Annotated in this window: 29 protein-coding genes; 14 read left to right on the top strand and 15 right to left on the bottom strand. The window is 69.9% G+C overall.

The features are described 5' to 3' along the window. Positions 1–148: 148 nt before the first annotated feature. From ICN82_RS12340 to ICN82_RS12310, 7 genes are all read right to left on the bottom strand, one after another. Positions 149–1189, bottom strand: coding sequence for an aldo/keto reductase (locus ICN82_RS12340; protein WP_193183194.1), 1041 nt, complete (start codon positions 1187–1189; stop codon positions 149–151). Positions 1190–1276: 87 nt separating this feature from the next. Beyond that, positions 1277–1531, bottom strand: coding sequence for a YdcH family protein (locus tag ICN82_RS12335; RefSeq protein ID WP_193183192.1), 255 nt, complete (start codon positions 1529–1531; stop codon positions 1277–1279). A gap of 67 nt (positions 1532–1598) precedes the next feature. Beyond that, positions 1599–2450, bottom strand: coding sequence for a DMT family transporter (locus ICN82_RS12330; protein ID WP_193183256.1), 852 nt, complete (start codon positions 2448–2450; stop codon positions 1599–1601). Positions 2451–2594: 144 nt separating this feature from the next. Next, entirely contained in the window at positions 2595–3551 is a 957-nt protein-coding gene (locus ICN82_RS12325; RefSeq protein ID WP_193183190.1) for an aspartate carbamoyltransferase catalytic subunit, read from the bottom strand. An 81-nt stretch (positions 3552–3632) separates the two neighbouring features. After that, entirely contained in the window at positions 3633–4070 is a 438-nt protein-coding gene (locus ICN82_RS12320) for a GNAT family N-acetyltransferase (RefSeq protein WP_193183188.1), read from the bottom strand. Next, positions 4067–5212 carry a succinyl-diaminopimelate desuccinylase gene (dapE, locus tag ICN82_RS12315; protein ID WP_193183186.1) on the bottom strand — a complete coding sequence of 382 codons (1146 nt, stop codon included), beginning with the start codon at positions 5210–5212 and terminating at the stop codon, positions 4067–4069. Before dapE ends, ICN82_RS12320 begins: the two co-directional genes overlap by 4 nt. Before the next feature lie 64 nt (positions 5213–5276). After that, positions 5277–5615 carry a hypothetical protein gene (locus ICN82_RS12310; protein ID WP_193183184.1) on the bottom strand — a complete coding sequence of 113 codons (339 nt, stop codon included), beginning with the start codon at positions 5613–5615 and terminating at the stop codon, positions 5277–5279. A gap of 95 nt (positions 5616–5710) precedes the next feature. On the opposite strand from ICN82_RS12310, the gene ICN82_RS12305 reads away from it, so the two are divergent. From ICN82_RS12305 to ICN82_RS21655, 4 genes are all read left to right on the top strand, one after another. Continuing rightward, positions 5711–7069, top strand: coding sequence for a hypothetical protein (locus ICN82_RS12305; protein ID WP_193183182.1), 1359 nt, complete (start codon positions 5711–5713; stop codon positions 7067–7069). Between the two features lie 234 nt (positions 7070–7303). Beyond that, complete coding sequence (locus ICN82_RS12300) at positions 7304–8038, top strand: competence/damage-inducible protein A (protein ID WP_193183180.1); 735 nt, start codon at positions 7304–7306, stop codon at positions 8036–8038. Continuing rightward, positions 8035–8766 carry a GNAT family N-acetyltransferase gene (locus tag ICN82_RS12295; RefSeq protein WP_330999001.1) on the top strand — a complete coding sequence of 244 codons (732 nt, stop codon included), beginning with the start codon at positions 8035–8037 and terminating at the stop codon, positions 8764–8766. The genes ICN82_RS12300 and ICN82_RS12295 overlap by 4 nt, the downstream gene beginning before the upstream one ends. Continuing rightward, positions 8763–9692 carry an OmpA family protein gene (locus ICN82_RS21655; RefSeq protein WP_193183178.1) on the top strand — a complete coding sequence of 310 codons (930 nt, stop codon included), beginning with the start codon at positions 8763–8765 and terminating at the stop codon, positions 9690–9692. The genes ICN82_RS12295 and ICN82_RS21655 overlap by 4 nt, the downstream gene beginning before the upstream one ends. 9 nt (positions 9693–9701) lie before the next feature. Here the strand turns inward: ICN82_RS21655 and ICN82_RS12285 are convergent, their stop codons facing one another. From ICN82_RS12285 to ICN82_RS12275, 3 genes are all read right to left on the bottom strand, one after another. Further along, positions 9702–10622, bottom strand: a complete 921-nt coding sequence (locus ICN82_RS12285; protein WP_193183176.1) for a LysR family transcriptional regulator — start codon at positions 10620–10622, stop codon at positions 9702–9704. Between the two features lie 255 nt (positions 10623–10877). Then, positions 10878–12896, bottom strand: coding sequence for an NADPH-dependent 2,4-dienoyl-CoA reductase (locus tag ICN82_RS12280; protein ID WP_193183174.1), 2019 nt, complete (start codon positions 12894–12896; stop codon positions 10878–10880). A 105-nt stretch (positions 12897–13001) separates the two neighbouring features. Further along, a complete protein-coding gene (locus tag ICN82_RS12275) occupies positions 13002–13295 on the bottom strand; it encodes a YggT family protein (protein ID WP_193183172.1) in 294 nt (97 codons plus the stop codon). A 139-nt stretch (positions 13296–13434) separates the two neighbouring features. Here ICN82_RS12275 and ICN82_RS12270 point away from each other — a divergent pair, with 139 nt between their 5' ends. From ICN82_RS12270 to ICN82_RS12255, 4 genes are all read left to right on the top strand, one after another. Continuing rightward, a complete protein-coding gene (locus ICN82_RS12270) occupies positions 13435–13962 on the top strand; it encodes an acyl-CoA thioesterase (RefSeq protein ID WP_193183170.1) in 528 nt (175 codons plus the stop codon). A gap of 44 nt (positions 13963–14006) precedes the next feature. Continuing rightward, on the top strand, positions 14007–15869 hold the full coding sequence (gene mutL, locus ICN82_RS12265) for a DNA mismatch repair endonuclease MutL (RefSeq protein ID WP_193183168.1): 1863 nt from the start codon (positions 14007–14009) through the stop codon (positions 15867–15869). Further along, the gene (locus tag ICN82_RS12260) at positions 15866–17035 is read left to right on the top strand and encodes a DNA recombination protein RmuC (protein ID WP_193183166.1); all 1170 of its coding nucleotides are present in this window, start codon (positions 15866–15868) and stop codon (positions 17033–17035) included. The genes mutL and ICN82_RS12260 overlap by 4 nt, the downstream gene beginning before the upstream one ends. 116 nt (positions 17036–17151) lie before the next feature. Beyond that, positions 17152–17589 (top strand): hypothetical protein, encoded by a 438-nt coding sequence (locus ICN82_RS12255; RefSeq protein ID WP_193183164.1) that lies wholly within the window; start codon positions 17152–17154, stop codon positions 17587–17589. Between the two features lie 64 nt (positions 17590–17653). On the opposite strand, the gene ICN82_RS12250 is transcribed toward ICN82_RS12255, so the two are convergent. The 5 genes from ICN82_RS12250 to ICN82_RS12230 form a co-directional block, all read right to left on the bottom strand. Then, on the bottom strand, positions 17654–18580 hold the full coding sequence (locus ICN82_RS12250) for an electron transfer flavoprotein subunit alpha/FixB family protein (RefSeq protein ID WP_193183162.1): 927 nt from the start codon (positions 18578–18580) through the stop codon (positions 17654–17656). Next, positions 18580–19338: an electron transfer flavoprotein subunit beta/FixA family protein gene (locus tag ICN82_RS12245; protein ID WP_193183161.1), complete on the bottom strand. Its 759-nt coding sequence runs from the start codon at positions 19336–19338 to the stop codon at positions 18580–18582. The genes ICN82_RS12250 and ICN82_RS12245 overlap by 1 nt, the downstream gene beginning before the upstream one ends. A 168-nt stretch (positions 19339–19506) precedes the next feature. After that, the gene (locus tag ICN82_RS12240; RefSeq protein WP_193183159.1) at positions 19507–20079 is read right to left on the bottom strand and encodes a cob(I)yrinic acid a,c-diamide adenosyltransferase; all 573 of its coding nucleotides are present in this window, start codon (positions 20077–20079) and stop codon (positions 19507–19509) included. Beyond that, positions 20079–20288: a twin transmembrane helix small protein gene (locus tag ICN82_RS12235; protein WP_193183157.1), complete on the bottom strand. Its 210-nt coding sequence runs from the start codon at positions 20286–20288 to the stop codon at positions 20079–20081. The genes ICN82_RS12240 and ICN82_RS12235 overlap by 1 nt, the downstream gene beginning before the upstream one ends. A 535-nt stretch (positions 20289–20823) precedes the next feature. Further along, positions 20824–21630: a DUF6635 family protein gene (locus ICN82_RS12230; RefSeq protein ID WP_193183155.1), complete on the bottom strand. Its 807-nt coding sequence runs from the start codon at positions 21628–21630 to the stop codon at positions 20824–20826. Between the two features lie 261 nt (positions 21631–21891). On the opposite strand from ICN82_RS12230, the gene ICN82_RS12225 reads away from it, so the two are divergent. The 6 genes from ICN82_RS12225 to ICN82_RS12200 form a co-directional block, all read left to right on the top strand. Next, positions 21892–22716, top strand: coding sequence for a transporter substrate-binding domain-containing protein (locus ICN82_RS12225; protein ID WP_193183153.1), 825 nt, complete (start codon positions 21892–21894; stop codon positions 22714–22716). Positions 22717–22789: 73 nt separating this feature from the next. Further along, a complete protein-coding gene (locus ICN82_RS12220) occupies positions 22790–23434 on the top strand; it encodes an amino acid ABC transporter permease (protein WP_193183151.1) in 645 nt (214 codons plus the stop codon). Then, positions 23431–24090 (top strand): amino acid ABC transporter permease, encoded by a 660-nt coding sequence (locus ICN82_RS12215; protein ID WP_193183149.1) that lies wholly within the window; start codon positions 23431–23433, stop codon positions 24088–24090. Before ICN82_RS12220 ends, ICN82_RS12215 begins: the two co-directional genes overlap by 4 nt. Position 24091: 1 nt before the next feature. Beyond that, on the top strand, positions 24092–24880 hold the full coding sequence (locus tag ICN82_RS12210) for an amino acid ABC transporter ATP-binding protein (protein ID WP_193183148.1): 789 nt from the start codon (positions 24092–24094) through the stop codon (positions 24878–24880). Next, positions 24880–25611 (top strand): histidine utilization repressor, encoded by a 732-nt coding sequence (gene hutC, locus ICN82_RS12205; RefSeq protein WP_193183146.1) that lies wholly within the window; start codon positions 24880–24882, stop codon positions 25609–25611. Before ICN82_RS12210 ends, hutC begins: the two co-directional genes overlap by 1 nt. Next, a partial coding sequence (locus tag ICN82_RS12200) for a LysR family transcriptional regulator (protein WP_193183144.1) occupies positions 25608–26502 on the top strand: 895 nt, incomplete at its 3' end. The genes hutC and ICN82_RS12200, both read left to right, overlap by 4 nt.

The raw sequence follows: 26502 nt of genomic DNA, 5'->3' as shown, positions 1-26502 counted from the left end.
ATCCGGGCCAGGCCCGCCAATCCGCACCTTCATAGACGGTCGGCCGCATTCGCAGGGGAGGGGAGGCCCCTGCGATGCGGCTGACCTCGAACACCGCGCTCTGGCCGGGAGGGGAGGCCCGGCCAGAGCTTTTTCATGCCCGTCAGGATCAGTAGGGCTGCGGATGCGCCTTGTGCACCGCGGCGATGTCGGCGAGGCAATCGTCGCTCAGCGTCACGCCATCCGCCGCCAGGCACTGCTCCAGCTGCGGCAGGGAGGTCGCGCCGATGATCGCGGCGCCCATGAAGGGACGCGACAGGCAGAAGGCCAGCGCCATGTGCACGGGGTCCAGACCGTGCCTGCGGGCGATTTCCGCATAGGCCGCCTCCGCCTCCAGCGCCCGCGGGGTCAGGCGGCCGCCCAGATCGGGGTTGCGCGTCGCGCGGCTGCCCTCGGGGATCGCGCCATCGCGGTACTTTCCGGTCAGCAGCCCCGTCGCCAGGGGCGAATAGGCCAGGAGCGGGATCTGCTCGTTGATCGAGGCCTCGGCCGCATCCGTGTCGAATTCGCGGTAGAGCAGGGAGTACTCGTTCTGGATGGTCGCCATGCGGGGCAGGCCCGCCTCGTCGGCGAGGCGCGTCCAGGTGGCCATCCCCCAGGCGCTTTCATTCGACAGGCCGACATGGCGCAGCTTGCCCTCGCGGATCAGGCGGTCCAGTTCCGCCAGCACGTCCTGCATATGCGCCACCGTCTCGTTGCGGTTCTGCGCGGAGGGATCATAGCGCCAGTTCTGGCGGAAGGCGTAGGAGCCGCGATTGGGCCAGTGCAGCTGGTAGATGTCGATGACATCGGTCTTCAGCCGCCGCAGCGAGGCCTCCACCGCCTTGCGGATCTCGGGTCCGCTGATCGGGGCGCCGCCGCGCGCCTTGCCGCCCTGGCCGCCGATCTTGGTGGCCAGAACCCAGTCATCGCGGCGGCCGGTGCGGGCGAACCAGTTGCCGATGATCTCTTCCGTGTCGCCGACGGTCTCTTCCAGAACCGGCGCGACGGGATACATCTCGGCCGTGTCCATGAAATTGATGCCGCGATCGGCGGCCATGTCGATCTGGGCATGGCCCTCGGCCTCGGTGTTCTGGCTGCCCCAGGTCATGGTGCCGAGGCAGAGCTCGGTCACCAGCAGCCCGGTTTGTCCAAGCGGGATCTTCTTCATGTCGTCTCTCCGGATTGGTCCGGTCCTTGGCTAAAGCGCGGTCGGCGCCTGCGCAAGGCCGGGCGGTTCCGGAAGGGACGGGCGCCCTCAGGCGGTCGCGGCGGGCGCGCGATCCAGCATCCGCGCCAGTTCGTCCTTCAGCGCGACGCGGGCCCGGCGCAGCCGCAGCGCCTCGACATCGCACATCGGCTGCAGGTTGCAGTCGACCCGGTGCAGGATGTCGTTGATCTCGGTATAGTCTTCCGTCAGGCGCGCGACATGGGCATCGCTCTGGCGCAGGCGGCGCAGCGCCTCGATCCGGTCGGGAAATTCCTCGGCCAGGGCATGGGGGACATGGGTCATGGTCGGTCTCCTCGCTGGGGTGCGCGACCAGACTGCACCTGCTCGGGGCGGCCCGCCTTGACCGGGATCAAGTCGTCCGTGCGGCCCTGCGCCCGAGCATGTGTTCGCGCCAGGCGATGAAGGAGACCGCGCCGACGATCACCCCGCCGCCGATCAGCACGAAGGGATCGACCGGTTCGCCGAAGACCACCAGGCCGAGGATCACCGACCAGACCAGCTGCAGGAAGGTGACGGGCTGGGTCACGGCCACCGGCGCGGCGCGGAATGCCAGGGTCATCAGGTAATGGCCCAGATTGGCGAAGCCCGCCGCCAGGGCCAGCAGGCCCAGCACGGGCCAGGAGGGCGTCACCCAGTCGGCCAGGGCGAGCGGCGCCAGGATCGGCGTGACCGCCAGGCTCATCCAGGCGACGACCAGCCCGGCGGGGAACCGCGCTGCCAGGGTCTTGCCGATCACGTAGGACGTGCCCAGGCTGACCGCGGCGAGGATCATCGCCAGATGGCCGGGTTCCAGCGTGCGGAATCCGGGCCGCAGCAGGATCAGAGCGCCGATCAGCGCCACGATGACCGCCGCGATGCGCCGTGCCGCCAGCCGTTCGCCCAGGAACAGCGCCGCACCGACCGTGACGCAGACCGGCGAGAGATAGTTGATGGCGGTGACCTCGGCGATCGGGATGCGCGCGATGGCGAAGAACCAGGCGCAGATCGCCACCGAATGGACCGCGCCGCGCAGCAGGAACAGCCTCAGGTCGCGTCCGCGCGGCCAATGCGCCCGGATCTGCCCCGCCAGCGGCAGAAGGAAGACCAGCCCGAAGGCGAAGCGCAGGAAGGCCCCCTCGGCCACGGGCAGGGCGCTGCCGACCGATTTCATCGCGGCGATGAAACAGACGAAGGCCAGGCCCGACAGCGCCATCCAGCCCATGCCCGCCAGCGGATTCTGTCCCGGGCGTGCGGGCGGATGCGGCAGCGTGTCAGGCAAGCACCACCACCAGGACGGTCAGCACCGCCATCACGACAAGCGCGGCCGCCGCGATCATGCCGCTGGCGCGGGGGTCCCTGGGATCGCTCATGCCAGGACCGGGGCGGCGGCCCGCCCGGCGCGCAGGTTGCGCGCCAGCAGGTCCATCGCGGCCATGCGCACCGCGACGCCCATCTCCACCTGCTCGCGGATCACGGAGCGGGTCAGGTCGTCGGCGATCAGCCCGTCGATCTCCACCCCGCGATTCATCGGGCCGGGATGCATGACGATGGCGTCGGGCCTGGCATAGCCCAGCTTCTCGGCATCCAGTCCGAAGCGGTGGAAATATTCCCGCTCGGACGGGATGAAGCCGCCATCCATCCGCTCGCGCTGAAGCCGCAGCATCATCACCACGTCGCAATCGGCCAGGCCTTCGCGCATGTCGTGATAGATCTCGACGCCCCAGTCGGCGACGCCCGCGGGCATCAGCGTGGGCGGCCCGACCAGGCGCACGCGGTTCTCCATCTTGTGCAGCAGGAGGATGTTCGAGCGCGCCACGCGGCTATGGGCGATGTCGCCGCAGATGGCGATGTTCAGCCGGTGCAGCCGCCCCTTGGCGCGGCGGATGGTCAGCGCATCCAGAAGCGCCTGGGTCGGGTGTTCGTGCCGGCCGTCCCCGGCATTGAGCACCGCGCAGTTCACCTTCTCCGACAGCAGGTCCACCGCGCCCGAATGCGGGTGGCGCACCACCAGCAGGTCGGGATGCATCGCGTTCAGCGTCACCGCCGTGTCGATCAGCGTCTCGCCCTTCTTGACCGAGGAGGTCTGCATCGACATCGACATCACGTCCGCCCCCAGCCGCTTGCCCGCCAGCTCGAAGCTGGATTGCGTGCGGGTGGAGTTCTCGAAGAACATGTTGACCTGGGTCATCCCGGCCAGCGCGTCGCCATGCTTGTTCTCGCGCCGGTTCATCTCGGCATAGCGGTCGGCCAGGTCCAGCACGGTGCCGATCTCTTCGGGGTGAAGCGGCTCGATGCCGAGCAGGTGCTTGTGGCGGAAGGTCATGGAAGGTCCTCGCAGGCGATGCTTGGCCCCGTTCTAGCTGTGCGCCCCGCCGGTGCCAAGGTGGCGCCGCGCCCGGCTGGATCAGGGGCGCTGGCGCCACATGTCGACATGCGGAATGCCCGCATCGTCGTATTCCGGCCCCTCCTCGGTGAAGCCCAGGTTGCGGTAGAATCCGATCGCCGCGACCTGCGAGGAGAGCTTGATGCGCTGGATGTCGGGCGCGGCGCCGATGGCGTCGAGCGCGGCGAACATCAGCTGCGCGCCCAGCCCGGTGCCGCGATAGGTGTCCAGGACGCAGACCCTCTCGATCTTGGCGATCTCGGACTCCTCGCCGGTGATCCGCCAGCGCAGGGTTCCCGCCGGGTTCCCGTCCTGGCGCGCGATCAGGTGCCGGGCCGCGCCGTCCAGCCCGTCCCATTCCAGTTCGGGCGGCACGTTCTGTTCCTCGACGAAGACGGCCTGGCGCAGCGCACGGATGTCGTCCATGTCGCGGGCGGTGGTGGCTTCGGTGATGGTCATTCGTCGAAATACTCCGTCAGGATGCGGGAATAGACGGCCTTGAGCCGGTCGATCTGGGCGATCTCCACGCGTTCGTCCACCTGGTGCATGCGGTGCCCGACCAGGCCGAATTCGACGACCGGGCAGTGATCCTTGACGAAACGCGCATCCGAGGTGCCGCCCGAGGTGGACATCACCGGCGTGACGCCGGTCTCGGCCGTCACCGCGCGGGCCACCAGGTCCACCAGCGGGCCGGGCGGGGTCAGGAAGCTCTCGCCCGAAAGCGAGGTGGTCATGTCGAAGCCGATGCCGGTCTCTGCCGCCACCTGCGCCATCTGCTGCGACAGCCAGCCGGTCAGCCCGGCGCCGTCATGCAGGTCGTTGAAGCGGATATTGACCGTCGCGCGGCACTGGGCGGGGATCACGTTGGTCGCGGGATTGCCGGTGTCGAAGGTCGTCACCGCCAGGGTCGAGGGGTCGAAATGGGCGCTGCCCGCATCCAGCCGGGCCGAGGCCAGCCGGTCCACCAGCTTCGCCATCGCCGCCACGGGGTTCGCGGCCTTGTGCGGATAGGCGACATGGCCCTGGACGCCGGTGGCGGTGAAGAAGGCGCTGAGCGAGCCGCGCCGCCCGATCTTCATCATCTCGCCGAAACTCTCGGGGCAGGTGGGTTCGCCCACCAGGCAGGCGGTCATCGCCTCGCCCGCCTGCTGCATCCAGTCGAGGATCGCGACCGTGCCGTCGCGGGCCGGGCCTTCCTCGTCGCCGGTGATCGCCAGGATCACCGCGCCATCGGGCGGCGTCGCGGTGACGAAATCGATGGCCGCCGCGGCAAAGGCGGCGACGCCCGATTTCATGTCGGTGGCGCCGCGGCCATAGAGCCAGCCTTCCGCCTCCTCCGCGCCGAACGGGTCCATGGTCCAGGCGCCCGCATCGCCCACCGGCACCACGTCGGTATGGCCGTTGAAGCCGAAGGTTCTGGCATGCCCCCTGTCGCCCCAGCGGGCAAAGAGGTTGGGGGTACCGTTGCGGTCGATGCGGATGCAGGTGAACCCGGCGGCGGTCAGTTCCGCGCTCAGCAGGTCCAGCGCGCCGCCCTCCTCGGGGGTGACGGAGGGGCAGCGGATCAGGCGGCGGGTCAGCGCGACGGGATCGGTGGTCATCGGCGGTCTCCTTCGCCAAGGGACCTAACGCGCCGGGCAGGGGGGCGCAATCCGCCCCCCGGGGTCACTCGTCCTCGTCCTCGCCGAAGAAGGGGGTCATCTGGGCGACGATCACGGCATTCTCGGCCAGGGCGCGATCCATCAGGTCGCTCTCTTCGGGGTCGATCTCGTGGCCGGTCGCCTCGCGTTCCTGCCGCGTGCCGTAGCCGGTGACATCCAGCGGCGCCAGGTCGGCCTGTTTCAGCACGGCGACGGTTTCGCGCACCGCCTCGGCCTCGTCGACGCCCGACGAATAGCACATCAGCGCCGCGCCGGTCGCGCCCTCGGGCAGCCCGTCCCCGGCCTTGCGGCCGAGCTGGACGAGAAGGGTATAGACCTGCTGGGGTTTCTTTTCCTTGGACATGGCCGCCAGATGCGCGGGAATGGCTGCGGCGTCAAGCGGGTTGTGGGAGGCAGGGCGCGGGGGCAGGGTGGCGGTGATTTGAGCGGAGCGGCCGCATGGCGGAGTTTACCGACGAGGCAAGCATTGAGGCCTGGCTGAAGGACCAGCCGCATCAGGTGGCGATTCACCTAGCGGCGCGGTCGGCTCTCAGGGCGTTGCCGGGGCTGGGGTTCGTAAAGCCGGACGTGCTTCCAGAATGCGTTCTGCCAGTTTTGCGCGCGACATTGACCTCGGCAACGGCGGCGGCATGTTCCAGAGCAATTGGGGAGGATATCAAGCGCGCTGCTCATAGTTCTGCGCTGGGAGCCAACAATGCTGCGCGCTTTCTGGCGGCAGCCGCAACAGGCGGGGGACCATCGGAAGTTAGCGGGATCAGTGCAGCTCTTGCCGGCGCTGCCGCCGCAGATGTTCCGCTATCGGGGGAGGTCCATTCAGCAGCTGTTGCCGCGTCGTTGTCGGGGTCGGAGGCGGCTCTTTCCGCGGAGATGACGCCTGCTATGGTTGCAGATTTGCGACGGCACGGAGGCGGAGCTTCCTCGCTTTGGCCAGATCGGGCCGAACCAACTGACCGCCTGCAAGGCCGGATCAGGCTGTTTGAGTTTTTCGCGACCGATGATGCAATCTGGGGTTTCTGGAAACGCTGGTACCTCGCGGTCCTCGCCGGAGACTGGACGGATTGGGACCTTTGCCGCCAAGTCGCCCTGATCCCGGACGAGGTTTGGCAGGAAGGTCCGGCAGCGGTGGCCGAGGCTATCCAACGACTGATTGGTGACAGAACACCTCTCAACGGTGAGGCCGCGCGGCGACAGGCAGAAATCCTGCGCAATGAGAGGCAATCTGCGAGCCTTTGTGCCGAAGGACTTGCGCGATATCTTGACGGGGTCATCCAAGCCACGAAGCGGATACGCAATGATGGCTTGCCGGAGCCCTTCGAGCCTATCGAGGCGCTGGCGATCCGGCTGTTCAAGCTATCGCAGGACGTCCTGTCCGAGGGACCGGAAAGCGATCCGGCGCTTGCGAAGCTGCTTCAGGGGTCAGCCGCTGATGTTGCCGGTTTGGTCAGGAAGCTCCGCGAAGCCGAAGCGGAACTCGCCCGGCTGCGGACGGAGTTGGACAAGGCAAGAGACGATATCGCGCTGAAGAACCGTTTGCTGGAAGCGGGGTTCAAGAATCCCAAAATCGACTGGTTGCGGGATTTCGTCTTGCCCGCATCCGCTGCGGCAGCCGGAACCGTGGCTCCGATCTACCTGCCACAGCTCTTCGGAGCGATCGGCTCGGGCGCGAGCTATCTTCTGGGGCCGGACATCAAGGAATTGGTTGCCGCCCTGTCGCAGTGCTACGCGGACTTCGTGCGCCCGGAGGTCGTGCCGGATCTGCCTCTGCCCGCTACGGTTCCGGCGGCGGTTGAAGCATAGCGGGAAGGGGCGCGCCCGAGCCTGGGAGGGCGGGGGCTCGGGGCGAGCTTTGTTGGGCGCTGCCAGATGACCAGGCGCAGGTGCTGGACGACAGGCCGAAAGCGCCCTCCCGGGGGGAGGGTCGGGCGCGGCCCGGGCTTGCGCCCGTGCCAAGGTCTGGACAGTTGATCCGCGCATGGAAGCGGGCTAGCGAAGGCCTAGATCTGGCCGAGGCCAACCCGGAAAGGACAGGACATGACGGATACTCCCACGGCGGCGATGCTGGTGATCGGGGACGAGATCCTCTCGGGGCGCACGCGCGATTCCAACATGCATTTCCTGGCCGGGGAGCTGACCCGCCACAACATCCCGCTGATGGAGGTCCGCGTCATCCCCGACATCGCCGCCACCATCACCGCCGCGGTGACGGCGCTGTCGGAGGCCCACACCTATGTCTTCACCTCCGGCGGGATCGGCCCCACCCATGACGACATCACCGCCGATGCCGTCGCCGCCGCCTTCGGCGCGCATATCGGCGTGCGCGACGATGCCCGCGCGATCCTCGAGGCGCATTACGCCAATCGCGGCACGACGATCAACGAGGCGCGGCTGCGCATGGCGCGCATTCCCGAGGGTGCGGCGCTGATCGACAATCCGGTCTCGGCGGCGCCGGGCTTCATCCTGGGCAATGTCCATGTCATGGCGGGCGTGCCCGCCGTCTTCGAGGCGATGGTCGCCTCGGTCCTGCCGGGGCTGACCGGGGGCGCGCCGCTGCTGAGCCAGTCGGTGACGCTCTACATGCCCGAGGGCGAGATCGCCGGACCGCTGGGCGCGCTGGCGCGGGATTTCCCGGACCTGTCGATGGGCAGCTACCCGTTCCAGCGCGACGGGGCCTTCGGCGCCCAGATCGTCGTGCGCGGCACGGATGGTCCGCGCATCGACGCGGCCATGGCGCGGCTGGGCGAGGTGCTGCCGCAGGTGGGCAAGTGAGCCTGCCCGACGCGGAGCGGATGCGCCGGGCGCTGGCCGCGACATGGCCCGCCGCGGAGGAGGTCGCGATGGGCCCCTTCATGCTGCGCCGCTCGGCCGGCGGAGGGCAGCGCGTCACGGCGGCCCGCGCCCTGCCGGGGGCGGAGGGGCTGGCCGCCGCGCTGCCGCGGGCCGTGGCGCAGATGCAGGCCTGGGGGCAGAGGCCGGTTTTCCAGATCCTGCCGGACACACCGGGGCTGGATGCGCTGCTGGAAGGCGGGGGCTGGGCGGTGGGGGATCCGACCATCGTCCATGCCGCGCCGCTCTCGGCCTTCGGCGGGATCGCGACGCCGCCGCTCTCGACCTTCGCGCATTGGCCGCCCCTGGCGATCCAGGAGGAAATCTGGGGGCTCGGCGGGATCGGGCGCGACCGGCTTGCCGTGATGGCGCGGGTCGCGGGGCCGCATGTGTCGCTGCTGGCGCGCGATGGCGACCGGCCGGCCGGGACCGCCTTCGTCGCCATGGACGGGCCGGTCGCGATGATCCACGCCATGGAGATCAGCCCCGCCTTGCGCCGTCGCGGCAATGCCGCGCGCCTGCTGGCCCGGGCCGCGGCCTGGGCGGCCGGCCGGGGCGGAGAGGTCCTGGCCCTGGCTGTCACGGAGGCGAATGCCGGGGCGCGGGCGCTCTATGCGGGGCTGGGGATGCGCCCGGTGCTGCGCTATCACTACCGGGTGCCGGCGCCGTGATCCGGGCGATCCTGGCCGCGGCCCTGATGGCCGCCCCGGCCCTCGCGCAGGCGCCCGCCGCGGCCGTCGCCACCGGAACGCGCGAGGATCCGCCGGGACGCTACAGCCTGCCGGTGGGGGTCTTCGACGGCACCGCCGTGCCGCTGCGTGCCGTGCAGGGCGTGCGGCGGCTGGCGGCGTGGCGCCGCCCGCTTGACGGGCAGGCCAGCGTTGCAGGCGTGTTCGAGGGGCTGCGCGCCGAGGCAGCGGCCGGGGGCGGGCGCATCCTCTTCGACTGTGCCACGGAGGACTGCGGCGGATTCGATTTCCGCCGTGCGCTGGAGCTGCTGCCGCCGCCCGAGATGTATCTGGACCTGGCCGAGTTCCATGCCTTCGCGGTCGAGACCGGCAGCGGCGCGGAAACCGGGCTGCGGCTGGTGCTGGTCAGCCGCACCGGCAGCGACGTGGTCTGGCAGGAAAGCGTGATCCGGCCCGAACCGGTGGCCCCCCGGCCCGTCGCGGTCCCGGCGCAGGTCCCGGCCGAGCCGGGGGCGGGGGCGCCCGCGCCGGTCGCGGATATCGCGCAGGCGCTGGACGGGAAGGGCATGGCCGTGCTGGACGGCCTGGATTTCGCGACCGGCTCTGCCGACCTGCCGGAGCCCGTGCCCGCCAGCGTCTCTCAGCTGGCGGCCTGGATGACGGCGCATCCCCGGGCCCGTGCGACCGTGGTCGGCCATAGCGATGCCAGCGGCGACGCGGCGGCCAACCAGGCGCTGTCGCGCCAGCGCGCCGAATCCGTGCGCCGCTATCTGGTGGAGCGGCTGGGCCTGGCCGGCGCCCGGCTGGAGGCGGCCGGGGTCGGCGCGCTGGCGCCGCGGGCCAGCAACGCCACCCCCGAGGGGCGGCGGCTGAACCGGCGGGTGGAGGTCGTGATCGCCGCCGAGTGAGCGGCGGGCTCAGGCGATCGCGCGGTCGAATTCGATCGGCTGGGAGTCGCGGTAATGCTCCGTGAGGAACTGCACGAAGCTGCGGACCCGCGGCAGGCTGCCCTGGCTGGGGGCATGGGCGATATAGAGCGGGGCGGTCTGGGTCGGCAGCGACGGCATCGCCGGCAGCAGCTCTCCGCTCTCGAGCGCATCGGCCACCAGGAAATCCGGCAGGAAGGCGATGCCCATATCCGCCATCGCGCTGTCTTTCAGGCAGGCCGCGCTGTTGCTGGCCAGGCGTCCGCGGGCGCGCAGCACGCGCTGCTCGCCGCTGGCGGAGGTCAGGGTCCAGGACGGGTCGCCGCCCGTGTCCAGCTGGTGCAGCAGCCGGTGCTGGGCCAGATCCTCGATCCGCGCGACGCGGCCATGGCGTTCGAGATAGCGCGGGCTGGCCACCAGGATGCGGGTCACGGTATCGAGCCGGTAGCTGCGCAGCGCATTGTCGGGCCGCGATCCCAGCTGCACCGACAGGTCGATATCGCTGCGGGTGGCCTCGGCGAGGTCATGATCGAGGACCAGGTTGACATCGACGCCCTGGTTGAGCGCGAGGTATTCCGAGACGAGCGGCGCCAGAACGCAGGCCCCGTAATCGGAAGGGGCGAGGATCTGCAGCGTGCCGGTCGGTTCCGCCTGCATGCCCTGCACGGCGGCATCGGCCTGCAGCGCCGCGCTCAGGACGCTGCGGGCCCGGTCGTAATAGACCAGCCCGATATCGGTCGGGTCGACCCGGCGCGTGGTGCGGTTCAGCAACCGCGTGCCCAGCCGCGTCTCCAGGGACGAGACATGCTTGGAAACCGCAGATTTCGAAATTCCGAGCTTCTGCGCCGCCCCGGTGAATCCACCCTGATCCACCACGGCCGCAAAGGCCTCCATCTCAGACAGTCTGTCCATTCGTCACTCCAACCATTCCGGCCATGCCGGATTTACTGTCAGGGTACTCATACATTTGAGCAAAAATGTTCGCATGTTTCTACATTATTTCCAAGCGTCTGCCCGGGTACTGGTTAACGTTGAAACTATCGAACGATATGATCCCTCCGGCAACAATTATTCATTTTGTCAGCGGATTCACGCGTATCATCGGTATAGTCCAGTGAACTTCCGGGGAGATAGCGCGCTCCGCCGGGATGCCACATGACAAATTCGTCAGATGACCAATGCCAGGCGATAGGCCTGGTCTATGGCGCGTTTCGCATCGATCCCCGCGGCCTGCTGCGCCCCGCCGATGACATGGGTTCCCCCGGGGCAGAGGCGTTCCGCCAGGGCGGCCAGCGCGTTTTCGGGATCCTGTCCCGCGCAGAGCACGACCTGATCCGCCGGGTAGCAATGCGTGCCGCCATCCCGGCGATAGTGCAGCCCGGCCGCATCGATGCGCAGGTATTCCACCCCGGCCTCCATCCTCACGCCGCGGTTCCTCAGCGTGCTGCGATGGATCCAGCCCGTGGTCTTGCCCAGCCCTCGCCCGAACTTGCCCGGGCGGCGCTGGAACATGGCCACCTCGCGCGGGGGCGGGGCCGGGCGCGGCCCCTCGGGCGCCAGCCCGCCGGGATCGGTCCCGGGGTCGCCGATGCCCCATTCGCGGCGCCAGGCCGCCGGATCCTCGGCCGGGCTTTCGCCGGGGGCATGGGCCAGGAACTCCGCCACGTCGAAGCCGATGCCGCCGCCGCCGATCACCGCGACGCGCGCTCCGGGCGCGACCCGGCCGCCCAGCAGATCGGCATAGCTGGGCGCGGTCTCGGCCCCCGGAATGCCCGGATCGCGCGGCCGCACGCCGGTGGCCAGGATGATCGAGTCCCGCCCCGCCAGCTCCGGCTCCCCGGCGCGGCAGTTCAGGCGCAGATCGACGGAGGAGGCCGCCAGTTCGGTCTCGAACCACTCCAGCAGGCCGCGGAACTCCTCCTTGCCGGGGATGCGGGCGGCAAGCTGCAGCTGCCCGCCGATCCGCGGGGCGGCCTCGAACAGCGTCACGCGATGGCCGCGGCGCGCCGCCTCCAGCGCGGCGGTCATCCCGGCAGGCCCGGCGCCGATGACGGCGATGTCCTTGGCCGCCTCCGCCGGGGCGGGGACCAGCACGGTTTCGTGGCAGGCGCGCGGATTGACCAGGCAGCTGGTCAGCTTCATCGCGAATGTATGGTCCAGGCAGGCCTGGTTGCAGGCGATGCAAGGCGCGATGTGGCGCGCCCGCCCGGCTGCCGCCTTGGCGACGAAATCGGGATCGGCGAGGAAGGGGCGGGCCATCGACACCATGTCGGCGCTGCCATCCGCGAGGATCCCTTCGGCGATCTCCGGCGTGTTGATCCGGTTGGAGGCGACGACCGGCACGCCCACCTCCCCCATCAGCCGCCGCGTCACCCAGGCGAAGGCCCCGCGCGGCACCGAGGTGGCGATGGTCGGCACCCGCGCCTCGTGCCAGCCGATGCCGGTATTGAGGATGGAGGCCCCCGCCGCCTCCACAGCCCGCGCCAGCGCCACCACCTCGTCCCACAGCGCGCCCTCGGGCACGAGGTCGATCATCGACAGGCGGTAGATCAGGATGAAATCCGGCCCCGTCGCGGCGCGGACCCGGCGCACCACCTCCACCGGCAGGCGCATGCGGTTCTCATGGCTGCCGCCCCAGCCATCTTCGCGCCGGTTGGTGCGGGCGGCGAGGAACTGGTTGAGGAAATAGCCCTCGGACCCCATGATCTCGACGCCGTCATAGCCAGCCTCGCGGGCGCGGGCGGCGGCGGCGGCGATATCGGCGATCTGCTTCTCGATCCCGGCCTCGTCCAGCGCGACCGGCCGGAAGGGCGAGATCGGCGCGCGCAGGGCGGACGGGGCGACGGCGGCCTCGCTGAAGGCATAGCGTCCGGCATGCAGGATCTGCGCCGCGATCAGCCCGCCCGCGTCATGGACCTGCGCCGTGACCTCGCGGTGATGGCGCACATCCTCGGCGCCGGTCAGCCCCGCCGCCCCGGGCAGGACCGCGCCCTCGGCATTGGGGGCCAGCCCGCCGGTCACCATCAGCCCGGCACCGCCGCGGGCCCGCGCGGCATAGAAGGCGCCGACGCGTCCCCAGTCGCCGGTTTCCTCCAGCCCGGTATGCATGGAGCCCATCAGCACCCGGTTGGGCAGACGGACATGGCCCAGATCGAGCGGGGCGAGAAGATGCGGATAGGGCGTCATGGCAGGTCCTCCTGCCGGGAGGGAATACCGGCGGAAGGGGCCTGTCCAGTGCGGCGCCGCCGGAACGCGGCGTCACGGGGGCGGGCCGGACCCGCCCCGGCAGGGTCACATCGCGACGCTGCGGGCGATGCCGGGGATCAGGATGTCGCGCAGGGCGATGATGCCGATGAACACGACCAGCGGCGCCAGATCCAGCGCCCCGGTATCGGGCAGGATGCGCCGCACCGGCCGGTAGAGCGGATCCAGCAGGCGGTTCAGCCCGTCCCAGATCTGGTAGACCAGCGGCTGGCCCAGGTTCAGGACGTTGAAATTGATCAGCCAGCTCATGATGATATGGACGATCATGATGAAGAAGACGACGCTGAGGATCAGGTCGGCAAGCTGCAGGATCATCATCATGGGCGGGGGACTCCTTGGATTGGCGCTTGGACAAGCACCTAGGGGTTCGAGGTGAAAAGAACAAGAACGGACGCCATGTCCGGCTTGACGCGGGCGCGGTGGCCGGGCCCCTTGGGCGCAGCCGAACAGGGGGTCAGGCATGTATCCGTTCATCCGCATGGCGGTCGATCTGTGGGTCTTCCGCAAGGCGCCGCCGCTTTCGCCGCTGGAGCCGCACAGCACCACGCATCACGTCTGGCCCTGGGACCTGGACATCTTCCTCGAACTGAACAACGGCCGCACGCTGACCCTGTATGACGTGGCCCGGGTGGTGCAGGCGCGGCGCGCCGGGCTGTGGGAGACGCTGAAGCGCGAAGGCTGGGGCATGACCGTGGCGGGGCTGTCGGTGCGCTATCGCCGCCGGGTGCGGGTGTTCCAGAAGGTGGAGTCGCGGGTGCGGCTGGTGGCCTGGGACGCGCGGTTCTTCTATCTCGACCAGTCGATGTGGCGGAAGGGCGAGTGCACCTCGCAGATCCTCGTGCGCATCGCCGTCACCGGCGAGGCGGGGATCGTTCCGACCGACCGGGTGCTGGATGCGATGGCCTATCGCGGGCGCAAGCCGGAGGCGCCCGACTGGGTGCAGGCCTGGATCGAGGCCGAGGCCGCGCGGCCCTGGCCGCCGCAATAGCGACTCGCTTGGCGCCGCGGGGGGCGCATGCTAACTGTGGTGGCATGACGATCCAGGACCGCAATATCAGCCCCGCCCCCATAAGGCAGCTCGACGAGGCGGCGATCAATCGCATCGCCGCGGGCGAGGTGGTGGAACGCCCGGCCTCGGCGGTGAAGGAACTGGTGGAGAACGCGATCGATGCCGGGGCTGCCCGGATCGCGGTGGATATCGCCGAGGGCGGCAAGGTGCTGATCCGCGTCACGGATGACGGCCACGGGATCGCGGAGGCCGACCTGCCGCTGGCGCTGGCGCGGCACGCGACCTCCAAGATCGACGGGACGGATCTGCTGAACATCCACAGCTTCGGCTTCCGCGGCGAGGCGCTGCCCTCGCTGGGCGCGGTCGGGCGGCTGACGGTGACCAGCCGCGCGGCGGGGGCGGCGGCGGCCGCGGCGATCTCGGTCGAGGGCGGCGCGATCGCTCCGCCGCGCCCCGCCGCTCTGACCCGCGGCACGGTGGTGGAGCTGCGCGACCTGTTCTACGCCACGCCCGCGCGGCTGAAATTCCTGCGCAGCACGCGGGCCGAGGCGCAGGCCATCGCCGACACGATCCGCCGCCTCGCCATGGCCGAGCCGGGCATCGGATTCACCCTGCGCGACCTGCGCGACGGCGATGCCCGCACGGTGCTGCGGCTGGATGCCGAGACCGGCGACCTCTTCGACGCGATGCGGGCGCGGCTATCGCGGATACTGGGCGCCGAATTCGCCGAGAACGCCATTCCCCTGGAGGCCGAGCGCGAGGGCGTGCGCCTGACCGGCTATGCCGCGCTGCCGACCTATGCGCGCGGCTCCTCGCAGGCGCAGTACCTCTTCGTCAACGGCCGCCCGGTGCGCGACAAGCTGCTGAGCGGCGCGCTGAGGGCCGCCTATATGGACGTGCTGCCCTCCGGGCGCTATCCGGCGGCGGTGCTTTTCGTCGATCTTCCCCCGGTGGAGGTCGATGTGAACGTCCATCCCGCCAAGGCGGAGGTGCGGTTCCGCGATGCGGGCACGGTGCGCGGGCTGATCGTCTCGGGGCTGCGCCATGCGCTGGCGGCGGAGGGGCATCGCGCCTCCTCGACCGTTTCGGGGGCGATGCTGGGCGCCTTCCGCCCGCAGGAACCCACCGCCGACGGGCGGCCGCGCATCTACCAGATGGACCGGCCCTCGCCGCAGGCGCGCGCCGCCGCCTGGACTGCGCAGGCGCCCGCCGCCCCCGCGCCGGCGCCGATGGCTGGGTTCGACGAGCCCTCGGCGCGCTATGCGCCCCCTGATCCTCCCGCCGCGCCGGCGGATCCCGCCCCGGACGCGCATCCGCTGGGCGCCGCCCGTGCGCAGATCCACGAGAATTACATCATCGCCCAGACCGCCGAGGGGATCGTGATCGTCGACCAGCATGCCGCGCATGAGCGGCTGGTCTACGAGGAGCTGAAGGCCCGCGCCGCCACCCGGTCGGTTCCCGCGCAGGCGCTGCTGATCCCGGACATCGTGACCCTGCCCGCAGGGGGGGCGGAGACGCTCCTGGAGATCGCGGAAGACCTGGCGGGGCTGGGCCTCGTCATCGAGCCTTTCGGTCCGGACACGGTGGCGGTGCGCGAGACCCCTGCGATCCTCGGCCAGGTCGATGCCGCCCGGTTGCTGCGCGACATCTGGGACGAGCTGGAGGGCACCGGCGGCGATGCGCTGAAGGCGCGGATCGACGCGGTGCTGTCGCGCATGTCCTGCCATGGCTCGATCCGCTCGGGACGGCAGATGCAGCCACAGGAGATGAACGCGCTGCTGCGGCAGATGGAGGCGACGCCGCTCTCGGGCCAGTGCAATCACGGCCGACCGACCTATGTGACGCTGCGCCTCGCCGATATCGAACGGCTCTTCGGGCGCACATGACCCCGGCCGATCTTCCCTTCGATCCCGCCGATCCGCGTCTGTGGATCGGGCTCGGCGCCTGCCTGGCGCTGGCGGTGCTGGTCTATGGCGCGCGCGCCTCGGCGCGGGTGGCGCGCCAATCCGAGGCGCTGGCCCAGAGCTTGGCCCAGGTCGGCAGCCGCGTTCAGGGTCTGGGCGAGGCGCAGCAGCGGCTGGCCGGCGGGCTGACCCATGTCGCCGAGGCGCAGGCGGCGTCGCAGGCCGCGATGCTGGCCAGCGTCGAACGACGGCTGGAGGAGGTCACCAAGTCGATGGGCGACACGCTGCACGGCCAGGCGACCCGCACCGCGCGGTCGCTGGGCGATCTGCAGCAGCGGCTGGAGGCGATCGACAAGGCGCAGGCCAATATCGAGAAGCTCTCGGGAGACGTGCTGGGCCTGCAGGACATCCTGTCGAACAAGCAGACCCGCGGCGCCTTCGGCGAGATCCAGCTTCATGACATCGTCGCCAAGGCGCTGCCCTCGGACAGCTATACCATGCAGGCGACGCTGTCGAACGGGCGGCGGGCGGATTGCCTGATCCACCTGCCGAACCCGCCGGGACCGATCGTCATCGATTCGAAATTCCCGCTGGAGGCCTATGAGGCGCTGCGGGCCGCGGGCGATGACCGCGCCCGCGCCGCGGCGCTGCGCGACATGCGCACCGCGGTGCGCAGCCATCTGCGCGCGATCGCCGAGAAGTACATCATCGAGGGCGAGACCGCCGACGGGGCCCTGATGTTCCTGCCCTCCGAGGCGGTCTATGCGGAATTGCATGCCGGGTTTCCCGACCTGATCCGCGAGGGATTCGCGATGCGGGTCTGGACGGTGTCGCCGACCACCTGCATGGCGACGCTGAACACCATGCGCGCGGTGCTGAAGGACGTGCGCATGCGCGAACAGGCGGGGCATGTGCGCAGGGAACTGGCGCTTCTGGCGCGCGATGTCGAACGGCTGGGCGACCGGGTGGGCAATCTCGACCGGCATTTCGGCCAGGCCGCCAAGGACCTGTCCGAGATCCGCATCAGCGCCGAGAAGGCCGGGCGGCGGGCGCAGCGGCTCGACAATTTCGACTTCGAGGAGCTGGGGCCCGCCGGGTCGGCATCGGCGGGGGCACGCGCGGCCGAAGGACTGCCTCTGGCGGAGTGACGCGCGGCGCGCTATCTTGCGCCGCAGCAGTCCAACAAAAAATACAGGCAGTGGAAACCATGCGGATTTATCCGGCAGTTGCGGCCCTTGCGGGCCTTCTTTTCGCATCCCAGGCCATGGCGGCCGAAGTCGTTCTCGGCCTCGGCCAGAGCAATCCCGGCTCGGACCGGCATGACCGCGATCTCAGCGTCTCGGCGGATATCCGGTCGAACACGCTGGCCGAACTGGGGCCCGTGGGGCTGCGCGCGGGCGGCGGGGCCGTGGCGGACGGCATCGACGAGCTCTGGGTCGGGGCAGGGGTCACGGCCGAGGTGCCGCTGGCCGGGTCCTGGTTCGTCGAGGGCAGCCTGATGCCCGGCTATTACGATTTCACCGACGGGGTGAACACCAAGGACGACCTGGCGATGCGCACCCGGCTGGGGCTGGGCGTGCGGCTGGGGACGGGCGATGCGGTCTCGCTGGCGCTGGACAACAAGGCCGATTCCGACGGCGACTGGAAATCCCGGCCCGAGCGGCTGGGCATCCAGTACCACCATTCCTTCGGCGGCTACTGACATCGTCCCGCGCAAATGGAAAAGGCCCCCGTCCGGGGGCCTTTTGTCGTCCGAGGGCGGGGTCTCAGAGCTTTTCGGTCAGCGCGGGCACGGCCTCGAAGAGGTCGGCGACCAGGCCGTAATCGGCGATCTGGAAGATCGGGGCTTCTTCGTCCTTGTTGATCGCGACGATGACCTTGGAGTCCTTCATCCCGGCAAGGTGCTGGATCGCCCCGGAAATCCCGCAGGCGATATACAGTTCGGGGGCGACGACCTTGCCGGTCTGCCCCACCTGCCAGTCATTGGGCGCATAGCCCGAATCGACCGCCGCGCGGGAGGCGCCCACAGCCGCGCCCAGCTTGTCGGCAAGGGCCCCGATGATGGCGAAGCTCTCTTCCGAGCCGAGCCCGCGCCCGCCCGAGACGACGATCTTCGCCGAAGTCAGATCCGGCCTGTCCGAAGCCGCCAGGCGGTCCTCCACCCAGTCCGAAAGGCCGGTCGCGCCGGGCACGGCGACGGTTTCGACCGCGCAGGCGGCCTGCGTCCCGGCCGCCTCGAAGCCGGTCGTGCGGATCGTGGCCACCTTCTTGGCATCGCCCGATTTCACCGTCTGCACGGCATTGCCCGCATAGACCGGACGTTCGAACGTGTCGGCGTCGATCACCGCGGAGACGTCGGAAATCACCATCACGTCCAGCAGCGCCGCGACCCGCGGCAGGATGTTCTTGGCATCCGTCGTGGCCGGGGCAAGGATATGGTCATACGACTCCGCCAGGCTCGCGATCAGCTGCGCGGTGTCTTCCGCCAGCCTGTGGCCCAGGGATGCGTCCTCGGCCACGAGAACCTTGGAGGCACCCGCCAGCGTCGCGGCCGCTTCGCCCGCAGCGGCGGCCGAGGCCCCGGCACACAGCACCGTCACCTCGCCCAGCTTCGCCGCGGCGGTCATCGCCTTGGCGGTCGCGTCAAGCTGCAGCTCGCCGCCGGTCACTTCCGCAAGAAGGAGAACAGCCATCAGACCAGCCCTTTTTCCTTGAGTTTCGCCACCAGCTCGTCGACCGAGCCCACCATTTCGCCCGCCGCGCGCGCCGCCGGTTCGGCGGTCTTGACTACCGTCAGGCGCGGCGCGACATCGACGCCCAGATCGGCGGCGGTCTTCACGTCCAGCGGCTTCTTTTTCGCCTTCATGATGTTGGGAAGGCTGGCATAGCGCGGCTCGTTCAGGCGCAGATCGACCGTGACGATCGCCGGGAGCCTGACCTTGATGGTCTGCAGCCCGCCATCCACCTCGCGCGTCACGGTCGCGGCATCGCCCTCGACCGAAAGTTCGGAGGCGAAGGTCGCCTGGCTCCAGCCCAGCAGCGCCGAGAGCATCTGCCCGGTGGCGTTCATGTCGTTGTCGATCGCCTGCTTGCCCGCGATCACCAGCTGCGGCTGCTCCTCCCCGACGATCTTCGCGAGGATCTTGGCGACGGCGAGCGGCTCGATATCGGTATGGACGTCATCGGCGGCCTCGACGAGGATCGCCCGGTCGGCGCCCATGGCCAGCGCGGTGCGCAGCGTTTCCTGCGCCTGCTTCACGCCGATGGACACCACGACCACCTCGGTCGCCACGCCCTTCTCCTTCAGCCGGATCGCCTCCTCGACGGCGATCTCGTCGAACGGGTTCATCGACATCTTGACGTTGGCAAGATCGACCCCGCTCCCGTCCGCCTTCACGCGGACCTTCACATTGTAATCGATCACCCGCTTAACGGGCACGAGGATCTTCATCGGCCTTCTCCTGTTCTCCGCCCCCGGTCGGACCCGGGCGTGTCGCAAACCTGTTATAGGGCAGGGCACGCGAGAAACAGGGAAAATTCATCGCGCCAGCCCCGCAAAACGTCACGTCCGGGCTGTGGGCGCGGCGGCCGCGCGCGGGGAAGGCCGGCGGCGGTTTGCTCAGCGATTGGCGCCCGGCACCCACAGCACATCGCCTGCACCGTTGTCATTGGCCGCCCGCGCGGCGACGAAGAACCAGTCGGAGAGACGGTTGAGATAGCGCAGGGCGTGCGGGTTGACCTCTTCCTCGCGGGCCAGCCGCGCGGTCAGCCGCTCGGCGCGGCGGGCCAGGGTCCGGCACTGGTGCAGATGCGCGGCCAGCGCCGAGCCGCCGGGCAGGACGAAGGAGCGCAGCGGCGCCAGATCCGCATTCATCGCGTCGATTTCGGCTTCCAGCCGCCCGGTCTGGGCGCCGGTCACGCGCAGGGGGGGATGCGCGGCCTCCGCGTCCCGCTCCATGCCGGGACGGCACAGGTCGGCGCCCAGGTCGAACAGGTCGTTCTGGATCGCGGCCAGCCGCGCGGCGATCTCTCCCGCCGCATGCAGCCGCGCCAGCCCGATCGCGGCATTGGTTTCATCGACCGTGCCATAAGTCTCGACGCGCAGGGCATGTTTCGGCACGCGTTCGCCGCTGCCAAGCGCGGTGTCCCCGTCATCGCCGCCGCGGGTATAGATCCGGTTGAGAACGACCATCAGCCGCCGATGCCTCCCCTGATTGCCACGAAAAGCAGGATCAGCGCCACCGCCACGGCCTGGGCCGCCAGGCGATAGCGCATCAGGCGGTTGCCGTGGCGCCGGTTGAACGCGCCGCCGCGGGCGAAGCCGCCGATGCCGATCATCAGCACGATCAGCACCAGAAGACAGGCGCCGCCTGCCAGAAGGAATAGCGGATCCTGCGCCATGCGAACCTCCCTGCACGTTCCGGTGACATAGCCCCGCGAGGCGGCTTTGCGAAGGAAAACCGGGCGGCAGAATGCAAAAAAGGCGGGCCAAGCCCGCCTTCATTCCCGGCCGGGCCGCCTCCGGCCCGGTCCGTGATGCGCCCTGCTCAGGCCGCGGCCGCGCGCTTCTGGCGGAAGCTCAGCTCGCGCATCAGCGCCTTGGCGGCAAGGGTCATCCCGGAATTGTTCAGCTCTTCGATCCGGCGCTCGAGTTCTTCGTCGCTCATCGGCATGGGCGTGTCCTTTCTTCTTCTTGGGCCGGGACAAATGAAAAACGCGCTCCGGGCACTGGCGAGGGCCTGCCGGGGAACGGGTCTGTCCTGGCTGATATGGAACCGGGGGAAATGCAGCTCTGGCCGCAGGGCCCCGGCGACCCGAAGGGACACGCGGCATGCGCGACCGGGCGGGTCTCTGTGGCGCCTATATAGGGTCCGAGTCGGTCTCCTGACAACCCCTGCGGCCGAATTTGCCCGCCGGGACCGGGACCCGGACCGCGCTAGAGCCCCAGGAACCGCTTCAGGTTCACGGCCATGTCGGCCAGGTCGCCGGCGCGTGCCATGCCGTGTTCCGGCGCCGGCATGCGCCCGCCGGGGGCCGAGAGCGCGCGGACCAGCCGTCTCAGCCGCCAGCGATGGATCCCCAGCAGCGCCTGCAGCGGGTCGGCGACCAGCCCGGCAAAGGTGGAGACCAGCGCGAAGCAGCTCATCAGCGCCACGACGCAGATCGCGATCAGCTGCGCATCCGGGCGCGGCGGAAAGACCCCGTACCACCAGGCGCCCAGCATGCCCCCCAGCGGAAAGGCGGCAATGGCGGCGGATTGGGCGATGATCCCGGCGATCAGCGGTGCCAGCGAGATGACGCCGGGGGTGAGCGTCTTGAAGGCGGCGCCGGTGCCCAGCGTGCCGGCCGTGGCGGTCATCTCGCCCGTGGCGGCGCGGATCTCGGCATAGCTGCGCAGCGCGGCCTCCTCGGGCAGCAGGCCCAGCGGCGCCAGCAATTCGTCGCGCAGCCGGCGGTCGATCTCGCGCGCCACGGCGGTGGGAAAGGCCAGCCGGATCCGGCCCAGCCCCTCGCCCGCGCGGCGCGCGCCCAGCCGGTGCAGCAGCCAGATCGTCACGCGCACGACGAAGGCCAGCCCGGCCAGCAGCACGTTGGCGGGCGCCCGCAGAAGGTCCCAGCCAAGCGCGTGGCGGTGCAGGGACAGCGTGCCGCGCAGGCCGAAATTGCGGCGGATGAAGGCGCGGATCTGCGCCTCCGCCTCGGGAGACAGCGCCGCGGCAGGAGAAGACTCGGGTCTGGACATGACCGGCATCATAGCAGGCCCCCGCCGCCAGGCGAGAGGGCGCGGCAGGGCCGGGCACCGCTCGGCGGGTTTCCCTCCGGCGCGGATTTGGGCTGGCGAGCGGCGATGCGCTCATATATTGGGCAAAACACGGTGGGGCCGAGGGACGGGGCGATCCTCTCTGTCGCTTTGCCTCAATTGTATAAACAAAAGGGAAGGCCGTCCCGCGGCCGACGGATACCGAACAGGACAGCCCCGAGGGGGCGCACAGGGAGCAAGGACATGCGTAGACAGATTTTCGCGGTTATGGCCGGGGCGGCTCTGACCCTTGGTTCCGCACTGGCGGCGCAGGCGCAGGATGCGCTGGCGCGGGTGATGGAGGCCGGGGTCCTTAAGGTCGGCACCGAGACCGCCTTCGCGCCCTTCGACTATATCGATGCGGGCACGCATACCGGCCTGAATGTCGAGGTCTTCGAGGAGATCGCCAAGGAGATGGGCGTCGATCTGGAATGGATCACGCTGGACTGGACGGGCGTCCTGCCGGGGCTGGAAGCCGGGCGGTTCGACGTGGTCGCAGGCCCCGCGACCATCACCAAGGAGCGCATGGCGCGCTATCGCTTCTCCTCGCCGGTCGCCGAGGCCACCGTGGCGCTTCTGGCCTGCGCGAAATGCGAGATCGAGACCCCCGAGGATATCGCGGGCAAGCCCGTCGGATCGGGCACCGGCACCGCGCAGCTGGCACAGCTGCAGGCCTTTGCCGAGACGCTGGAGACCCCGCCGACCGACATCAAGGAGTACGTCTCCTTCAATGAATCCTATGCCGACCTGGCGGCCGGGCGGATCGAGGCGGTGGCCAATTCCCTGCCCAACATCGCCTTCGTCGCCAGCCAGCGCCCCGAGGTCTTCAAGGTCGTGAAGCCCGCCTTCGGCACGCCGACCTATTTCGGCTATCCCGGCCGGATCGAGCCCGAATATGCCAGCCTGATGGACAAGATCGACGAGATCCTTCTGGCGATGAAGGAGGATGGCCGCATGGCCGAGCTGCAGCAGAAATGGTTCGGCACCACCTTCGACATGCCCGACTACGTGACCGAGCCGAATATCTGATCCACCGACGCGGCGCGGCGGGGGGCTCCTTCTCTCTCCCCTCCGCCGCGCTGCACCTTCCGCGGACCCTTTCATGACCTGGCAACTCTTCGAACTGCTGCTGCAGGCCTCGCTGATGACGATCTTCGTCAGCGCCGCCTCGATCAGCCTGGGCCTGGCCTTCGCCATCGGGCTGTCCGCGATGCGCATGTCGGGGCTGGCGCCGCTGGTCTGGTTCGCGCGGATCTTCATCTCCTTCTTCCGCGGCGTGCCGCTGCTGGTGCAGCTGCTGCTGATCTTCAACCTGCTGCCGGCCATCGGACTCAGCCTCTCCAGCCTGGCCACCGCGCTGATCGGCCTGTCGCTGTGCACCGCCGCCTACCAGGCGGAGAACCTGCGCGGCGGGTTCGAGGGCGTCCCGCGCGGGCTGATCGAGTCGGCCGAGATGGCCGGGCTGTCGCCGGTCCAGAGCTTCGTCTGGATCCGCACGCCGATCGCGCTGCGCCTGACCTTCCCGGCGCTGGTCAACGAGGCGATCCTGATCCTCAAGGCGTCGTCGCTGGTTTCCGTCGTCGGCATGATCGAGCTGACCAAGATGGCGCAGAACCTCGCCGCCTCCACCTACATGCCGCTGCCGATCTTTGCCTCTGCCGGGCTGATCTACCTGGCGATCAACTGGATCGTCGCCATTGCCGGGCGCCGCGCCGAGGCGGCCCTGCCGGGACTGCCAGCCAAATGAGCTTCGATTTCGCCGTCATCCTCGCCAAGGGCCCCGCCATTCTCGCCGGGCTGGGCGTCACCGTCCTGATCTGGATCGCCGGCACGCTGCTGGGGGCGGTGCTGGGCTTTCTCGTCGCCACCGCGCGCCGCTATGGCGGACGGCTGGCCGATCTGGTCCTGTCCGTCCCGGTCGAGGTGCTGCGCGGCACGCCCTTCCTGGTGCAGATCTTCCTTCTGTATTTCGGCGGCCCCTATATCGGGCTGCGCCTCGATCCGGTCGCGGCCGGGCTGCTGGGCCTCACGCTGTACGGGGCCGCCTATTACGCCGAGATCTTCCGCGCCGGGTTCCAGTCGGTGCCGCCGGGCCATTCCGAGGCGGCGCAATGCGTGGGGCTGACCCGGTTCCAGACCATCCTGCACGTGCAGCTGCCCGAGATGGCGCTGCTGGTGCTGCCGCCTTCCATGAACATGGCGGTGATCCTCCTGAAGGAAACCGCGCTGCTGTCGCTGATCACCGTTCCCGAGATGACCATGACCGTGCAGGCCATCGGCTCGCAGCAATATGCCTTCGTCGAGGCGCTTGTCGTGCTGGCGCTGGTCTACTGGGCGCTCGTGGAATTCGCCAATCTCCTGGGCCGCCTCGCCGAGCGCCGCCTCTCTGCCTATAGTGCCTGACATGACCCAGCCTGCCATTTCCGTCCGCAACGTGTCGAAGCGCTTCGGCGAGACGCTGGTCCTGAGGGACATCAACCTGGAAGTGCCGCGCGGCCAGGTCTCCTGCCTGATCGGTCCCTCGGGCTCCGGCAAGTCGACGCTGCTGCGCTGCATGGCCTTTCTCGAGGAAGCCACCGCCGGCACGATCGAGATCGAGGGCGAAGCCCTGGGGGTGTTCGAGAAGGACGGCAAGCGCCGCCGCCAGACCCCGGCCGAGCTGCGCCGCACGCGCTCGAAGATCGGCATGGTGTTCCAGCAGTTCAATCTCTGGCCGCACATGACGGCGCTCGGCAATGTGTCGATGGCGCTGCGCCGGGTGCGCGGGCTGTCGCGCAAGGCCGCCGAGGACCGCGCCATGGCGCAGCTGGTCAAGGTCGGGCTGGAAGAACGCGCCGGGCATTATCCCAGCCAGCTCTCCGGCGGCCAGCAGCAGCGCGTCGCCATCGCCCGCGCCCTGGCGCTGGACCCGACCATCATGCTGTTCGACGAACCGACCTCGGCGCTGGACCCGGAACTGACCGGCGAGGTGCTGAACGTGATGCGCACGCTGGCCGACGAGGGCATGACCATGGTCGTCGTCACCCACGAGATCGGCTTTGCCGCCTCGGTCGGCAACCGCGTCTGCTTCCTCGATCACGGGCAGCTCTTGTTCCACGACACGCCCGAAACGGTCTTTGCCGCGCCGCGCCATCCGCGGCTGGAGCAGTTCCTCGATACCTATTTGGATCGCGGGGCGCAGATGCTGCGGTGATGGACCAGGCGCCCGGACCCGCAAAGTCGCTGCACGACACCATCCTGGGCGAGATCGAGGCGCGCATCCTGTCGGGGGAGTGGCCGCCGGGCCACCAGGTGCCCTCGGAACTGGAGCTGAGCGAAAGCTACGGCTGTTCGCGGATGACGGTGAACAAGGTGATGACCCAGCTGGCGCAGGCCGGGCTGATCCGCCGCCGCCGCCGCGTGGGCTCGGTCGTCCTGCCGCAGAAGGACCATGTGTCGATCCTGGAAATCCACGATGTCCGCGACGATGTCGAGGCCGCCGGCGGGCGCTACAGCCACCGCATCCTCGCCCGCGACACGCAGGGTCTGGGCGCGGAGGAGGCGGCGCGCTACGGGCTGGCCGAGGGGGCGGCGGCGCTGCGGGTGCTGTGCCTGCACCGTTCGGATGACCGGCCCTTCGCGCTGGAGGACCGGCTGATCTTTCTCGACAGCGTGCCCGAGGCGGCCGGGGAACCTTTCGCCGCGGCGGCGCCGGGGCTGTGGCTGGTCGATCACGTGCCCTGGAGCGCGGCGGAGAACCAGATCGCCGCCGTCGCGGCCGGGGCCGAGGAGGCGGCGCGGCTGGAGCTTGCCGAGGGCGCGCCCTGCCTGGCCATTTCGCGGCGCACCTGGAAGCAGGGCGCACCGGTGACGGCGGTGCGGTTCCTCTATCCCGGCGGGCTGCACCGGCTGACGGCCCGGTTCACCCCCCGGGCGGGCGGATGACGCGGCTGCCGCATTTCCGCGCGATGGAAGCCTTCGAGGCGCTGGGGCGCACGGGATCGGTCGCGGGGGCGGCGGCGGATCTGGGGGTCAGCCCCGGCGCGGTCAGCCAGCAGCTGAAGCGGCTGGAGGCGCATCTGGGCGTGACCCTGGCCGAACGGCAGGGAAGGGGGCTGGAACTGACCGATCTGGGGCGGCTCTACCATGCCGAGCTGAGCCGGGGCATGGCCGTGCTGGCCGGGGCGCAGGACGTGGTGCACGGGGCCCGCGCCGCCGCGCCGCTGGTCGTGTCGGGCCTGCCGACGCCCACGGCCAAATGGCTGGGGCGCAGCCTGTACGACTGGACGCTTGAGGCACCGGACCTGCCGGTGCGCCTGACCGCCGGAGAGGCGGAGCCCGGCGCCGAGGCCGCCGCCTTCCGCATGACCTTCGGCCCGCCGCCCGCCGAGGGCCGCCATGCGGCCCTGTTCACCGATCTCGCGGTCCCCGCCTGCGCGCCTGCCCTGGCCGCGGGGCTGGAGGATCCGGCCGGACTTCTGGCATTGCCGCGGCTCGACATCGTCTGGGGGCCGCGCTTTGCCGGGCTGTCGCCGCCCAGCTGGGCGGGCTGGGCGGCGGCGCAGGAGCTGGAACTGCCCGCCGCGCCGGTTCCGATGATGAGCTTCGCGCTGACGGCCACCGCCATCGATGCCGCGGCTGCCGGGCAGGGGGTGGTGCTGGGGCAGCTGTCGATGATGGAGGAGGAACTGGCGCGCGGGGCGCTGGTCATCCCCTTCCGCCTGCCGCTGCGCCTGGCCGCGCCCTACCGGCTGGTCTGGGGCGCCGCGGCGCTGGCCCATCCCGGCGGCGCCCGGCTGCGCGACTGGCTGATCGCCCGCGGCCGTCGCCAGCAGG

The sequence above is a fragment of the Mangrovicoccus algicola genome (assembly GCF_014903745.1).
GTDB lineage: Bacteria > Pseudomonadota > Alphaproteobacteria > Rhodobacterales > Rhodobacteraceae > Mangrovicoccus > Mangrovicoccus algicola.
This window is presented reverse-complemented; position numbering and strand designations above follow the sequence as displayed.

What these genes read in the sequence shown, in the direction of transcription:
- ICN82_RS12305 (WP_193183182.1), top strand. Translation starts at nt 5,711, where the DNA reads ATGGCGGAGTTTACCGACGAGGCAAGCATTGAGGCCTGGCTGAAGGAC.
- ICN82_RS12320 (WP_193183188.1), bottom strand. Translation starts at nt 4,070, where the DNA reads ATGACCATCACCGAAGCCACCACCGCCCGCGACATGGACGACATCCGT.
- dapE (WP_193183186.1), bottom strand. Translation starts at nt 5,212, where the DNA reads ATGACCACCGATCCCGTCGCGCTGACCCGCCGCCTGATCCGCTGCCCC.
- ICN82_RS12340 (WP_193183194.1), bottom strand. Translation starts at nt 1,189, where the DNA reads ATGAAGAAGATCCCGCTTGGACAAACCGGGCTGCTGGTGACCGAGCTC.
- ICN82_RS12260 (WP_193183166.1), top strand. Translation starts at nt 15,866, where the DNA reads ATGACCCCGGCCGATCTTCCCTTCGATCCCGCCGATCCGCGTCTGTGG.
- ICN82_RS12230 (WP_193183155.1), bottom strand. Translation starts at nt 21,630, where the DNA reads ATGTCCAGACCCGAGTCTTCTCCTGCCGCGGCGCTGTCTCCCGAGGCG.
- ICN82_RS12210 (WP_193183148.1), top strand. Translation starts at nt 24,092, where the DNA reads ATGACCCAGCCTGCCATTTCCGTCCGCAACGTGTCGAAGCGCTTCGGC.
- ICN82_RS12280 (WP_193183174.1), bottom strand. Translation starts at nt 12,896, where the DNA reads ATGACGCCCTATCCGCATCTTCTCGCCCCGCTCGATCTGGGCCATGTC.
- ICN82_RS12220 (WP_193183151.1), top strand. Translation starts at nt 22,790, where the DNA reads ATGACCTGGCAACTCTTCGAACTGCTGCTGCAGGCCTCGCTGATGACG.
- ICN82_RS12310 (WP_193183184.1), bottom strand. Translation starts at nt 5,615, where the DNA reads ATGTCCAAGGAAAAGAAACCCCAGCAGGTCTATACCCTTCTCGTCCAG.
- ICN82_RS12255 (WP_193183164.1), top strand. Translation starts at nt 17,152, where the DNA reads ATGGCGGCCGAAGTCGTTCTCGGCCTCGGCCAGAGCAATCCCGGCTCG.
- hutC (WP_193183146.1), top strand. Translation starts at nt 24,880, where the DNA reads ATGGACCAGGCGCCCGGACCCGCAAAGTCGCTGCACGACACCATCCTG.
- ICN82_RS12245 (WP_193183161.1), bottom strand. Translation starts at nt 19,338, where the DNA reads ATGAAGATCCTCGTGCCCGTTAAGCGGGTGATCGATTACAATGTGAAG.
- ICN82_RS12325 (WP_193183190.1), bottom strand. Translation starts at nt 3,551, where the DNA reads ATGACCTTCCGCCACAAGCACCTGCTCGGCATCGAGCCGCTTCACCCC.
- ICN82_RS12250 (WP_193183162.1), bottom strand. Translation starts at nt 18,580, where the DNA reads ATGGCTGTTCTCCTTCTTGCGGAAGTGACCGGCGGCGAGCTGCAGCTT.
- ICN82_RS12235 (WP_193183157.1), bottom strand. Translation starts at nt 20,288, where the DNA reads ATGGCGCAGGATCCGCTATTCCTTCTGGCAGGCGGCGCCTGTCTTCTG.
- ICN82_RS12275 (WP_193183172.1), bottom strand. Translation starts at nt 13,295, where the DNA reads ATGATGATGATCCTGCAGCTTGCCGACCTGATCCTCAGCGTCGTCTTC.
- ICN82_RS12215 (WP_193183149.1), top strand. Translation starts at nt 23,431, where the DNA reads ATGAGCTTCGATTTCGCCGTCATCCTCGCCAAGGGCCCCGCCATTCTC.
- ICN82_RS12225 (WP_193183153.1), top strand. Translation starts at nt 21,892, where the DNA reads ATGCGTAGACAGATTTTCGCGGTTATGGCCGGGGCGGCTCTGACCCTT.
- ICN82_RS12335 (WP_193183192.1), bottom strand. Translation starts at nt 1,531, where the DNA reads ATGACCCATGTCCCCCATGCCCTGGCCGAGGAATTTCCCGACCGGATC.
- ICN82_RS12270 (WP_193183170.1), top strand. Translation starts at nt 13,435, where the DNA reads ATGTATCCGTTCATCCGCATGGCGGTCGATCTGTGGGTCTTCCGCAAG.
- ICN82_RS12330 (WP_193183256.1), bottom strand. Translation starts at nt 2,450, where the DNA reads ATGGGCTGGATGGCGCTGTCGGGCCTGGCCTTCGTCTGTTTCATCGCC.
- ICN82_RS12285 (WP_193183176.1), bottom strand. Translation starts at nt 10,622, where the DNA reads ATGGACAGACTGTCTGAGATGGAGGCCTTTGCGGCCGTGGTGGATCAG.
- mutL (WP_193183168.1), top strand. Translation starts at nt 14,007, where the DNA reads ATGACGATCCAGGACCGCAATATCAGCCCCGCCCCCATAAGGCAGCTC.
- ICN82_RS12300 (WP_193183180.1), top strand. Translation starts at nt 7,304, where the DNA reads ATGACGGATACTCCCACGGCGGCGATGCTGGTGATCGGGGACGAGATC.
- ICN82_RS12240 (WP_193183159.1), bottom strand. Translation starts at nt 20,079, where the DNA reads ATGGTCGTTCTCAACCGGATCTATACCCGCGGCGGCGATGACGGGGAC.